Genomic DNA, 12,753 nt, shown 5'->3' on the forward strand with positions numbered 1-12,753 from the left:
GCACACATAGGGGGATTAAGCATGGAATTTGTGTTTTGGCTAGCAGATAATTTCTTTGGTACACCAGCTATACTTATTGGGTTAATTGTATTAATCGGACTGCTTCTGCAAAAAAAGAGAGCCAATCAGGTTATCACCGGGACGTTCAAAGCGATCATCGGCTTTCTGATCATCACAGCCGGTGCGGGTATTATTACAGGCTCACTCGAAGTTTTCGAGCCGTTATGGGCAGAAGTGTTTGGTTTGGATTACGCTTCCATCTCCAACTATATGGGGCAGGAAACGTTTAATGCAGAGTTTGGCAGCGTAGTTACACTTTCGATGACGTTCGGCTTTTTGATCAACGTATTGCTCGCACGATTTACACCGTTAAAATATATTTATTTAACCGGACATATGATGTTTTGGACCTCGACGATATTTGCCGGAATCATTGTTCATGCATCTGGCGGAAATGCGAATATGCTCGGCATGGTGGCATTTTTATCTATCGTTCTTGGGATTTATTGGACAGTGCAGCCGGCTATTGTTCAGCCTTTCATGAGAAAGATTATGGGTAATAATGAAGTAGCTCTTGGGCATACAAGCGCTTCTGTTGGGCTATTATCTGCCCTTGCTGGAAAGCTGGTCGGTAAGAATTCACAAAATACGGAAGACGTTAAATTGCCGAAAGGGCTTGAGTTTTTAAGGGATTCCAACGTTATTACAGCGCTTACCATGGCCCTTCTGTTTGTATCTGGTGCTATTATCATTACTCTCCGGAACAGCCCGGGTTCGGAAGAGCTGGAGGCGATGGCTGGAAGTCAGAGCTTTATCGTTTACGCCCTTATTCAGTCATTTACGTTCGCAGCCGGTATTGCCGTCGTTCTGACGGGTGTGAGAATGTTTATCGGGGAAATCGTACCCGCGTTCCGTGGTATAGCGACTAAAATCGTACCTGGAGCAAAGCCGGCCCTGGACAACCCGATTGTCTTTCCTTCCGCACCAAACGCAGTGATCGTAGGATTTATTGGAGCCTTTTTGGGAGCCCTCGTCTGGCTGGCGGTTCTCGGTAACACCGTGAGTTATATATTTGTTCCAACAATGATCGTTTTATTTTTCCACGGCGCGACAGCAGGGGTATTTGGCAACATTACCGGAGGCATCAGAGGAGCATTTATGGGCGGACTTATAACGGCTACGGTTGTGGCCTGGGGCCAGTTCGTTATGGTGCGTATGCTGCTGCCGACTACCGTTCCGGATACAGCAATGTGGGCTGCAGATTCTGATATGTTCATCCTTGGACCGATCGTGTACTGGCTTGCCCATTTATTCTTTGGATAATAATGCTGGTATAGTCTACTAAACAGGAAGGTGAAAGAATAATGCCGTTCGTTCGAACGCTCCACGGAGATATATCTCCAGAGGAAATGAAAATTACTTATGCACACGAGCATATTGTCTGCCGGCCGCCCTATTGGGTGGAGAAAAAGGAATCAGATTTGTTGTTGGATGATAAAGAAAAATCACTGTTGGATGTACAGGATTTCGTAGACCTTGGCGGCAAAACCATTGTTGATGCTACTGCTGTGGACTATGGCAGAGACGTTGCGGCTGTTGCAGACATTGCTGAACGTCTTTCCATGCATATCATAGGCACCGCCGGGTTTAATAAAAGCTTTCTATGGGATGCGGCTATTCCCGTCCATCTTCAGAAGAAGCTGGGCGAATTTAGAAGCTACGGTGATTGGATCGAGCATACCTCTGTCCAGGGGCTCACAAACCATGTAACAGCAGAGGTGGAACAGGGGCTGGAAGATACCAGCCACCGGGCAGGGCAGGTGAAATTCGGTACCGGCTACAACCGTATTACGCCGCTGGAGGAGAAAACGATCCGTGCAGTAGCGAGGGCTCATCATGAAACGGGGGCGCCTGTACATTCCCATACTGAAGTAGGCACGATGGCTTTAGAGCAAATTGAGCTGCTGAAAAAAGAAGACGTTCCTTTGGACAGAGTGAGCTTTGGCCATATGGATCGGAACCCTGATCCTTATTACCATGAGCAGGTAGCGAAGACAGGCGCTTTCCTGAGCTTTGATGGCATTGGGAAAATCAAATATGCGCCAGAGAGCACGCGGCTGCATTGTATTTTTAAGCTGGTGGAAAAAGGATATGCTTCTCAAATTCTGATTAGCGGGGATACAGCGAGGAAGTCCTATTACAGACACTACGATTACGGCCCGGGCCTGGCCTATATTTTAGAAAGCTGGGTGCCCCGTTTTATCGATGAGGCAGACCAGCTCGGTCTGGATGGCAAAAATTTAATTCATCAGTTTTTCGTCGAAAATCCAGCCAGATGCATGACTTTTCACCGGTAAATAGGAGGAAATCAACTATGGAAATTGCATTTGCACGGTCTACAGAAATAAAGGAAAAGATTGAAGAACGCCCGGCAGCTGTATTACCGGTAGGGGCAGTAGAAGCCCACGGGGCCCATCTGCCGCTTGGCACAGATAATATATTGGCGGAACGGCTGGCCAAACGGCTCGCTGAGGAAACACAAAGCTTTCAGCTGCCGCTTTTACCGTACGGCCAGGTGTGGAGCCTGAAGCAGTTCCCCGGATCCATTAGTATCACAAATGATGTGCTGATAAATACGATTGTCTCGATTGGTGAAAGTCTTTACCAGCAAGGGTTCTGTATTTTTGCCATCGTAAACGGGCACCTGGGAAATCAGACAGCTTTAAAAGAAGCGGCGAGAGTGTTATATGAACGTTTTCCGGATCTTCGGGTTTTTTACTTCTTTTATCCAGGACTCAATCAGAAGCGAAAGGAAGTAGAAGAATCGGCGGTGCATCACTCCTATTTTCACGCCTGTGAAATTGAAACATCCATGATGCGGTACGTGGCGCCTGGGCACGTTGATATGAGCCGGGCCATTGACGATCCTCCCCATATTCCGATCGAAGCAGATTTTACACCGACCCCCTGGGAGGTATTCACCGAAACGGCAGTTCTGGGTGAAGCGACAAAAGCAACGGCTGAAAAAGGAGAAATCATTATTGAACACGCTTTGCAGCAAATGAAGATGATGATGGACCGTGCCTATGAGGAATGCAAAAAAACAAGAAAGGAGAATAAAAAATGATTGAAACGTATTTTAATCGTATCCATCAACAGCTCGAGCAGGTACAAAAGTCGCAAACCGAGCCGATGACTCAGGCAGCTGCCCATATGGCTAAATCACTCCAGCAAGGGGGGATTATTCAATTATTTGGATGCGGACACTCCCATTTACTGACGCTCGATGTGTATTACCGTGCAGGAGGAATGGTGCCTGTTCAGCCTATTCTCCATGAACCATTAATGCTTCATGAAGGTGCTCTGCGTTCATCCGAACTGGAAAGAAAAAATCACTATGCAGAAACGTTTTTGAAGGAACAAACGATCAAACCGGAAGATACAGTGATTGTCATTTCTACTTCTGGAAGAAATCCTGTGCCAGTGGACGTTGCTTTGGAAGCAAAAAAAGCTGAAGCCACAGTAGTCGTAATTACATCAATCGCCTATTCAAGCAGTCAACCATCCCGGCATGAACAGGGATATAGGCTGGCTGATGTGGCAGATGTTGTGATCGACAACGCCGCTCCCCCGGGAGACGCTCTGCTGGAACTGGAGGAGGTGGAGGTGCCGTTTGGTCCCAGCTCCACTGCGGTAGGAGCTACTATTCTCCAAGCTGTGATGGCTCAGACGGTCCAGGAGCTTACCAGCTTAGGCATTGATCCACCTGTATTTCTTAGTGGGAATATTGACGGGGCAGATGAGCGAAACAAACGGTTGATTGAATCCTATAAGGATCGTATAAAATTATAAGCTCGTATGAAAAACAAGATTTTTATACGGGAGCCCTGATGCGAAACAGCATCAGGGCTTTTCAATGTAGAGATTAATAAAATACTGACTTTAATGCCTTCAAAATATCACGACCGAGTTGCTGGGTTGTTTTCTTTTTCCCAGAAGATCTGTACAGATCGACGTTCAGGTTAAACTCTTGATTTATCTGGCGCAGCACAGGTTTCGCGATTTCCTTTTCCTGCAGATCGGAATTGTATACGATAATTGTTCCACTGTCGTACTGTTGGATAAGGTATTTGGTGCTTCCTGAAGTGACCGTTACCTCCTGTCGCAGACTTCCAGGTTCAGCGGGATTTCTGGAGCGTTTGGCTGCAGCCTTCTGGCTGTCCAGGATATGACGGATAAACGCTTTTAACGTATGGCGGACGTATTCTGAAATAGGTTCGATTTCGCCCCGCGCCTCTTTTTCCAGCATTAACCGGATGAGGGAAACAATCGAGAAACCGTCGTTTCCCGTCCAGGTGCACCAGGCTTTGCGGTGGGGAGCGATGTCTTCTTCCCGTAATTCCGCGTAAGCTTCCTGGAGCGGACCTCGAGAAGCTTCCGGAGTTAAATAGATCATTGTCACCGCTGTTTCGTTTTGATCTTCAAGATCTTCGCGAACCGCAAAGTATTCGCGCCGGAACTGATCCTTCGTCGCTGCCTGCGGCCGGATTTTATTTTCGATTAATACCCGGTGTATTTCTGTTGATTCGGACTGATAACCTGCAGCGGAATTAGCTAAATAAAATCGCAGATCCAAATCGATGAATAATTTTCGTTCGTCCAGCTGATAGGGACTTTCAAAAATAACTTCTGTTTCAGATAGAGAATGCTGCTGCAGTATATATGTAAACCGTCCGTTTAAAGCCTCTGTCTCGTTTAAAGCTTCGAGGAAGCTCTGAAGAAAAACATTACCTAAACCGTGGGGCTCTTTTGTTGACAATAAGTATCCAAGCATAGCACTCATGTTCTCTTCATTTAATTTTCCGTTGCCCATGCTCAGGGCTTGAAAGATATTCATAATGACACCTCTTTTCGTAACTATTCAAATATATATAAATATGAAAAATACTCCCTTCCAAGCAAAACAGATGAAGTATTACATCAGCTTGCTTAAAAGGAAGTATATCAGCATGCGTGTATTTTTTTGAAGTTAGATTCCCGGTTGTTCACGACCGCCTGCGAATCATCGGCACCCATTTCATGTGCGTCCCGATGCGCCAAATCCACTCCAGCGGGCCGTAGTAAAAGTATTTCAACCACAGCGGGCTGGCGAGCAGCTGTGCGGCAAACACCACCAGACCGATAAATAGCGCGAACACGTAGCCCGGGGGATCCCAGATGCCCATGCCGTTAAAAAACGTCCGTCCGCTTTCCTGAAACAAGCTCACGAAAATGACCGACTGTAGCAGGTAATGGGTAAAGGTCAATTTCCCGACGGCGGTAAATGAGGTGAGAAAGAGGCTGATGCTTTTGCGGCTCGTACCAGCCAAAAGCAGCCCGAGGCCTAGCCCTAAGCTCACCAGAAATGCATACACGTCGTCGAGATGAGCGACCAGCGGGCTGGCGGCTCCGGTATACAGAGCGGCTTTTCCAAGAAGTCCGACAAGGAGAAAAAGGACGGCGAGCCGCCATTTGCGGTCGCGATCGTCCAGGGCTCTTGAAAAGATGCCGCTGCGATAGGCGTACATCCCAAAAAAGAAATAACCAAAATGATCGATCATCGTCGACCATTCAATCAGCAGGTATTCCACGCCGGTCGGATATGTTTGATTTGTCGGCAGAGCATCCTTCATCCACCGCTCCGGGTTCATCTGAAAAGAGGTATAGCCATCCAGCAGGTCGATACCGGTGGAATAGCCGAGCCAGAACAGGAAGGCAAGCCCGAGCAGCCAGTTGGCTGGAAGCCGTAGGCACGTGAGCAGCACGAGTCCCGCGGAGGCATACATAAGTAAAATGTCGCCCGCCCATACAAAGAAGCCGTGAAGGCCCCCGACGAAAAACAGGATCACAAGCCGCCGGATGAGGGTCGGATAGGGATTTGTGCCCTTTGTATGCAGCCGGCTGTAAATAAGCACGAGACTGATGCCAAACATCATCGCAAACAGCGGCCGGGCGCTGTCCTCGAATACGATGGCGACGGTTGTTTCAATAGCGGTGCCGAGCCAGGTTGGATTGGCCGGGTTCACTAACGCGAGGCCGAAGATATTAACGATAAATATCGCAAACAAGGCGAAGCCGCGTATTTGATCAAGTATGTCGATGCGCGGGCCCTGAGCGCCGCCCTGGGGAATTGCCATACGAAAACCTACTTTCTGCAAGGGAACTTGTTCTGGGGTGTTGATCTAGGATGGGGCAAAGAACCCTCATAGAGGATATACGAAACTCAGGCAGAAAATAAAGGGCCGGAAGTCGGGCAGGCTTTATTCACTCCAGGCGGCCTTGGACTATCTCATCCGCAGAACCGGGCCCTTTGCTTAACCGAAAAGGCTGTTTTTCTCCTTCACGTTAATGGCTGCTTCTCCGTTTGGAATCTCGCATTGGAGCAGTACGGATTTAGGCGCCTGCTTTTCTTCGATGCTGTCCACCGCGCAGGCTGTCCAGACTGCCTTGGATTTTGAGAGATCCAAAAGGGCGTAGCCGTGCGAGGTGCTGTCAAATAGCTCAATCCAGGGATTTTCAATTTTGATGGCATTCTGCAGTTCTTTAAACAAAAACTCTGTGGGAATGATGCGTTCACTTAACGCGTCCGGCAGAAAGGTGCGAAAGATTTCGAGCGTCGCGTTTTGAGGCAGGGGGCTCGTGTGATCGAACAGGTTATTCAGGTTTTTCTGCACCATTTCATTCAGATTGCTCGACGTCACAGACCCCACCATCAGCTCCACTCCGTATTTATGACCATCCCGGCTGTAATCCTCTTGAAGATAAGAGGCTTCAAAGCTATGAAAATCGCCCGTTAGCGCAAGGAAATTCTGGATGTCTTCGTTTATGACTGTCTGGGCGATGGCCTGCCGTTCATGTGCAAACCCGTCCCAGGCATCAAGATTAATGTACCTGCCCAAAAATTTCAGCTGGGTGATTTGCACCTGGTTGGCCCAAATGTTCCATAAGCTGCTGGAATTTTTCAATTCACCGAGAAACCAATCCTTCTGATCCCTGCCGAGCATGGACCGGTCGGGGCTGTGGATGTTTTCGCAGCCATCGGTGAAATAACGCTCCAGCTCCTGTTCGCCGCAGGGATGAGCATCCCGGTAGGCACGTTCATCTGTAATGTACAGCGTGGCAAGGTCGCCAATAGTCATCGACCGGTACAGCTTCAGGGCGTTACTGGATGACGATGGGGAAGGGACATACACCCTCGAGGGCATGTATTCCAGCCAGGCGCTGTTTGCCGAATGGCGCCGCTCAGGATTGGGCTCCAGGCTGTCGTCCGGAGCGACCGCCGGCGCGTAGGAGTCGTTAGCAAATTCATGGTCGTCCCAGGTGGCCACCATGGCATGATTTTCGTGCAGCTTTTGCAGATCGGGGTCTGTGCGGTACACACTGTACAGATGGCGGTAATCCTTCAGGGTAAAGGCTTTGTCTTCACCGCTTGGAAGGGTAATCTGTCTTGCTTCCATGCCGGTTTGGTACGAAGCGTCCCCGGCGGCTTCATACACGTAATCTCCGAGATGCAAAAAGAAATCCAGCTGCTCGTCCGCCAGGTGGGAGAGCGCATTGAAATAGCCACTCGTGTAATCCTGGCAGGACACGTAGCCGATGGTGGCGGTGGAGCAATCACTTCCCTCCGGCGGAAGTGTGCGGCATCTGCCGGCTCTGCTCACCAGACCGCTCCTTGTGATGAAACGGTAATAGTACGTTTCATTAGGGTGCAGCAGTCCATCCAGGTCCAGGCGGACCACGTTGTCATGGTCCTTCCATAGCGGACAAAAACCGCTCAATTCCACGAAAGAAAAATCTGGACTAGTGCTCACCTGAAACATAACAGTCTGGGGCTGGTTTTCTCCAACGATTTCGGCATCAGAGGCACCCACCTCTAACGAAGGATCCACTCTGGTCCAAAGCATCATTCCTGACGACGTGGGGTCGCCGGAAGCGACCGATTGGGGAAATCCTTTTCCCGCCGGCTGAGTCGCAGAATACTCTTCGGTATCCATATCGGTTGAACCATCAACCAACTTAAAGGCCGAGCCGGTAAGAAAGCACTCGGGGAAAGAAGCCCTGTTTTCATCGCCCATGACTGAATCATTAAAATACACTATCGTGCCTCCTTGATTAGTTTGTTTCTGCTGGTGGCTTTGGATTGATGAAAATCTTCTGCTTTTGAACAAATACACATCTCTTTTTATCATTAACAGAAATCAGTGTGGTAAAACCTGAGGAGGCGGTGAAATCTGGCATAAATGAAAGAGCCGGAAGCCAGGCAGGCCTTATTTACTCTGAAGCACTGCTCTGCCAATCTGCTTCCCGCCTCGGGTCTCGGGCCCCGGACAGCTCCCCGGTCTCCTGGTCCAGGGCTAATGCCTGAATCGACCCAAAGTAGAGCGGCGTCGGCTGTTCACTTATATCCTCGTACCCAATCGCAAGCAGCTCCTCGCGCTGCTGCGCCTCAGGCATTTCTTCCATCACCAGCTCGTCCCCATCCAGGTGAAAGCGCGGGGTTTCGACGGCTTCCTCGAGACTGGCATCATTTACCGTCCAGTCGGAAATCACCTGCGTGAGCATAATCGGGATCCGTTCGCCGCCCGGGCTGCCGATGCCAAGCACCGGTCCGTCGTCATTGGCCACAAGCATCGGAGACGACCAGGTCACCGAACGCCGTCCCGGCTCCGGTTCATTGACGCTGCCTTCGCCAATATCAAACCGATCCATCTGGTTGTTCAGAAAATAGCCCTCGGCATATTCTCCGGAGCCCCAGAAGTTGGTGAGCGTATTGGTCATCGACACAAACGTCCCGTCCTCGTCAACGACCGTAATGTGGGTCGTATTGGGATCTCCCGTGTAGGAGGAGGCTTCCTCCTCGGAAATAAGGCTGGCGTCGGGTATTTCCGCAGCCAGCTCCGCGTTACGTTCCGGATCCGTCAGCCGGTCTACTGGCACATCGACAAAATTCGGATCGCCGTAGTCCGTTTCAATAAACTGGGAGGCGAGTCTCCAGGACATGGCGGTGTCGTGGATAAAGTCCGTGCTGTCCCTTCCTGCTTCCATGCTGTCACGCTCCTCCAGCATCTGCAGCATTTGAATAACGCTGATGCCAGGAAGAGGGGGAGCGGCACCGATAATGTCATATCCTTCATATGTTCCGACGGACGGGTCGTTCTGGCTCACTTCAAAGGCTTCAAGCGAAGCGGTGTCTATCCCTTCGATTTGAGACGCAAGCGACTGCCCGGCCTCTCCTTCATACAAAGTATCGCTTCCGTTGTCACGGATGTCGCGCAGGGTATCGGCGAGCTCGTCCTGTTCCACGGTAGAGCCCGCTTCGAGTGGCTCGCCGTCGGGATAGAAATGGCTCAGTTCACTGACGGGAAGCCTGTCTTCTCCCGATTCGAGCTGATCTGCAAACAGTCCGGAGACCTCCGAGCTGTCGGCGAGCGTGACCGCAGGATCAAGCAGCTCCTCCCACTCCGCCGTACCATGGTCGGCGTGGAATTTGTTCATTCCGGCGGTAAAGCCGGGCACGCCGATGTCAGAGGAGGGGATGCCGCCCTCGGGCACGACTTCGCGGTAATCATACGCCTGCGGGGCTTCGCCTTGCTTTTGGATCAACACGGATCCGCCTCCGCCGATACCGGAAGCAAATGGCTCAACAACCGAGACTGCGTAAGCAGCAGCGACAGCGGCATCGGCTGCGTTTCCTCCATTATCAAGCACCTCCATGCCGGCTGCGACCGCATCCGGGTGCCCGGCGCTCACTCCGTAATCGGTCGCAGGTTCACTGGACGGCGCGGATTCTTGTTCCGATGCTTCCTCGTTTTCATTGGTCTCGGTTTCCTCCTCCGTGGTCACGCTTTCATTTTCACTTTCATCTTCTGACGAGCATCCGCCGATCAGTATTACGGACAGAACGGCTGCGGCCGGGACGAAGCGGCGGACGTGATCGAACGAGGGGGAGGGAGCTTTTTTCCGGACTGGTATCACCTTTTTGTTAGCCATGCTTCATTCTCCTTTCCCGGTTCTTACTTGCTTCTGCTTTGGTTCGGCAACCTCCTGCTGGGCAGGAACGAAATAAGTAAAAATAAACCTTGAGTCTGGACAATTGCTGTCGATGGTTATAAGGAGTGAAAGAGAGCAGGTTCAGAGGGGAGATGAAATATGTATATAGCCAGCCAAGGGTTAAAAATAGTTCTCCCCCTATAATAACATGCTTATTCTTCGAAAGTGCCTGCGTAAGAAGCTTGCGAATCCAGTTTAATGAAGCCTCACAGCATAACAATACTAGCGTTGGTTTAAGAAAAGTGGAAAGATTATTACTTAATGCTGTGATAAGATTCAGGAAAGTTTAAAAAGCATTGTAGAGTTTTGAATAAAAGATGAAGACCATTATTATATTAAGAATAAAGGGAGAGAATGAGATGCTGACAGAAATATTTCATGTCGCTGTGCCTACCGCTTTTCATGAAGATGAATCCTTAAATATTCAAGGCACAATAAACCACATAAAAGACTTACATGAACAAGGAGTGAAATCTGTTCTCGTCTCGGGGACTACTGGAGAGCAGCATAGTTTGAGCCTCCAGGAAAAATTTGAACTGGTCCATGCTTTAGCGCTGGAAGAAGAACTGATTAGAACTATGGAGATTATCTTCGGTGTGGCCTCGATCAGACAAAAAGAAGCAGAAATGCTGGCGGAGAAGATCAGTCATACAGAGTTATCAGGCATTATGCTTGGGTACCCGCCTTACGTTGTACCCACGCAGGAAGAAGCAATCATTTACACAAAAAGGATCGTCCATCTTAGTAATAAACCTGCGATCCTATATAATAATCCAAATAGAACGGGATTTGATTTATCAGAAAATAGTATTATTCAATTAAGTGAGATTGGTTTAATAGCAGGTATAAAGGAAGCCGGGAATAAAGAAAAGGTCGGGCGATTAAAAAAAGATATAAACCGAAAGGGTTTTTACTTTTATGCAGGAGGAGAAGTGGATTTAGAAGATAAATTGCTATTGGGATACGATCGTCTTTCTTCCATTGCCGGGAATGTCAGCCCTGTAGAAATTAAGCGATGGTTCGAAAAAATGCTTATAAAACAAACAGTAAGTAAACAAGAAAACGACTCAATAGAAAAAATCATGAACCAGGTTTATCAAGGCCATGCCGTAGTGAACCTGAAGAAGATCATAAACGACAAGGGCACTCCTGTGGGCATTTGTAGAAGTCCAATTGGAAATGTCTAAGCAAGAACAAAAGATGTGCATAAAATATAAGAGCATACATGCATTAAAGGGCATGCATTATTTATGAAAAAACAGAAGCTAGACGCTTAACCGCCTTGCGTATGTGATCATCCTCTAAGTTAGCGAATCCGATAATGATTTTTTTCTGGTTATTAAGAAGCAGTCCATCCTCCGAAAGGATAAAACGGCGAAGCGTATATAGTTCTATCTTTTTTTCTTTTGCCCGCTCCTCGATCTCCTGATAGGAGAGGCTGGTCTCAATGTCCATAAGAAAATGAAGGCCGGCTGGAATATCATAAATGGCTATTTTTCCGTTAAAAGTGTGCTGCAGCTCGCGAACGAGGAGTGACCGTTTTGTTTTATAATAAGTATTCATCCGCTTGACATGTCTCCCGTATTCACCCTCATCGATAAAATACTTTAGAGTCCACAGGTTGAGCCCCGAAGGACCGTCGATCCAATCGCTGTACGCTTGGCGGTAATCCTTCAGTAATGCCGGGGGAAGCACCATATAACTGATCCGCAGGCTTGGCAGCAGGGTTTTGGAAAACGTTCCGGTATAAACGACCTGGCGGTTCCGGTCCAGACTCTGAAGGGAAGGGATGTGATCTGTCCCGTATTTGAATTCACTATCATAATCATCTTCTACAATATAACGACCCGGGGAGGCGGCTGCCCAGTTCAGCAGTTCGATTCTGCGGTTGATGGGCATAATCGTTCCGGTGGGAAATTGATGGGAGGGGGTGACGAAAGCCCACTGGGCGCCGCTTTTTTGGAGACCGTGAATGGAAAGACCGTGTTCATCAACGTTTACGGGTGATACTGGAAATCCCATGTAATTTAACAAATGATAAAAACGCTGATAGCCGGGGTTTTCTACTGCGATAGGCGTATCTGCTGGCTGCAGAGACATAAGCTTGTGAATCAGCGGCTGCGTGCCGGAGCCAATAATGATTTGCTCCGGGCGGCAGCGCACCCCGCGTGTCAGAGCGATCAGGGTGGCAATTGATTCGCGAACCTCATACGGACCCTGGAAGTCCGGAAGTAGCGAGAGCTGCTCCCGGCGGTCTTCCACGACTTTTTGCTGATATTTTCTCCATTTCTTGAACGGAAAATGGTTCGCGTCTGTTGTAATGTGCGAAAAAGTAATTTCCGATGTGAAGCTTTCCTGATTATTTTTTTCTTTAAGCTCTTCCGGGAATGGATCCGTTTCTTCTCCTTTTTTGATATAACGTCCGATATCCTCTACGATATATCCCTTTCTTTCTACACTGTATATGTAACCTTCCGCTAACAACTGTTCGTAGGCATGCGCCACCGAATTTACGCTTACTTCCAGATCCTGCGCGAGCTTTCGTTTAGAAGGCAATTTCTCGTGCTTCGAAAGCGTATCTTCAAGAATAAGGTGTTTAAGACGTGTGTAAATTTGTTTGTAGACAGCAGAATAACCGCTCCCTTTATTGATTTGAAAAAACAA

General features: G+C 48.8%; 10 protein-coding genes. 5 read left to right on the top strand and 5 right to left on the bottom strand.

Features of this window, described 5'->3' with window-relative positions; all coding sequences use genetic code 11:
• Positions 1 to 21: 21 nt before the first annotated feature.
• Genes SIC45_RS06095 through SIC45_RS06110 form a run of 4 tightly spaced genes read left to right on the top strand, consistent with a single transcriptional unit; the run spans position 22 to position 3,852 of the window.
• Entirely contained in the window at positions 22 to 1,323 is a 1,302-nt protein-coding gene (locus SIC45_RS06095; protein ID WP_298785412.1) for a PTS ascorbate transporter subunit IIC, read from the top strand.
• Between the two features lie 41 nt (positions 1,324 to 1,364).
• Positions 1,365 to 2,357 (top strand): phosphotriesterase, encoded by a 993-nt coding sequence (locus tag SIC45_RS06100; RefSeq protein WP_319631421.1) that lies wholly within the window; start codon positions 1,365 to 1,367, stop codon positions 2,355 to 2,357.
• Between the two features lie 17 nt (positions 2,358 to 2,374).
• A complete protein-coding gene (locus SIC45_RS06105; RefSeq protein ID WP_319631422.1) occupies positions 2,375 to 3,127 on the top strand; it encodes a creatininase family protein in 753 nt (250 codons plus the stop codon).
• The gene (locus SIC45_RS06110) at positions 3,124 to 3,852 is read left to right on the top strand and encodes an SIS domain-containing protein (protein ID WP_319631423.1); all 729 of its coding nucleotides are present in this window, start codon (positions 3,124 to 3,126) and stop codon (positions 3,850 to 3,852) included. The genes SIC45_RS06105 and SIC45_RS06110 overlap by 4 nt, the downstream gene beginning before the upstream one ends.
• 73 nt (positions 3,853 to 3,925) lie before the next feature.
• On the opposite strand, the gene SIC45_RS06115 is transcribed toward SIC45_RS06110, so the two are convergent.
• The 4 genes from SIC45_RS06115 to SIC45_RS06130 all read right to left on the bottom strand — a co-directional run bounded on the left by SIC45_RS06115 (position 3,926) and on the right by SIC45_RS06130 (position 10,029).
• Positions 3,926 to 4,897 (bottom strand): PD-(D/E)XK nuclease family protein, encoded by a 972-nt coding sequence (locus tag SIC45_RS06115; RefSeq protein WP_319631424.1) that lies wholly within the window; start codon positions 4,895 to 4,897, stop codon positions 3,926 to 3,928.
• Positions 4,898 to 5,045: 148 nt separating this feature from the next.
• Entirely contained in the window at positions 5,046 to 6,176 is a 1,131-nt protein-coding gene (locus tag SIC45_RS06120; protein ID WP_319631425.1) for a DUF418 domain-containing protein, read from the bottom strand.
• A gap of 177 nt (positions 6,177 to 6,353) precedes the next feature.
• Positions 6,354 to 8,135, bottom strand: coding sequence for an alkaline phosphatase D family protein (locus SIC45_RS06125; protein WP_319631426.1), 1,782 nt, complete (start codon positions 8,133 to 8,135; stop codon positions 6,354 to 6,356).
• A 175-nt stretch (positions 8,136 to 8,310) separates the two neighbouring features.
• Positions 8,311 to 10,029: a gamma-glutamyltransferase family protein gene (locus tag SIC45_RS06130; protein WP_319631427.1), complete on the bottom strand. Its 1,719-nt coding sequence runs from the start codon at positions 10,027 to 10,029 to the stop codon at positions 8,311 to 8,313.
• Positions 10,030 to 10,448: 419 nt separating this feature from the next.
• On the opposite strand from SIC45_RS06130, the gene SIC45_RS06135 reads away from it, so the two are divergent.
• Positions 10,449 to 11,276 carry a dihydrodipicolinate synthase family protein gene (locus tag SIC45_RS06135; RefSeq protein ID WP_319631428.1) on the top strand — a complete coding sequence of 276 codons (828 nt, stop codon included), beginning with the start codon at positions 10,449 to 10,451 and terminating at the stop codon, positions 11,274 to 11,276.
• Positions 11,277 to 11,337: 61 nt separating this feature from the next.
• On the opposite strand, the gene SIC45_RS06140 is transcribed toward SIC45_RS06135, so the two are convergent.
• Positions 11,338 to 12,753: a PLP-dependent aminotransferase family protein gene (locus SIC45_RS06140; protein ID WP_319631429.1), complete on the bottom strand. Its 1,416-nt coding sequence runs from the start codon at positions 12,751 to 12,753 to the stop codon at positions 11,338 to 11,340.

Source organism: Marinococcus sp. PL1-022, assembly GCF_033845285.1.
Lineage (GTDB): Bacteria > Bacillota > Bacilli > Bacillales > Marinococcaceae > Marinococcus.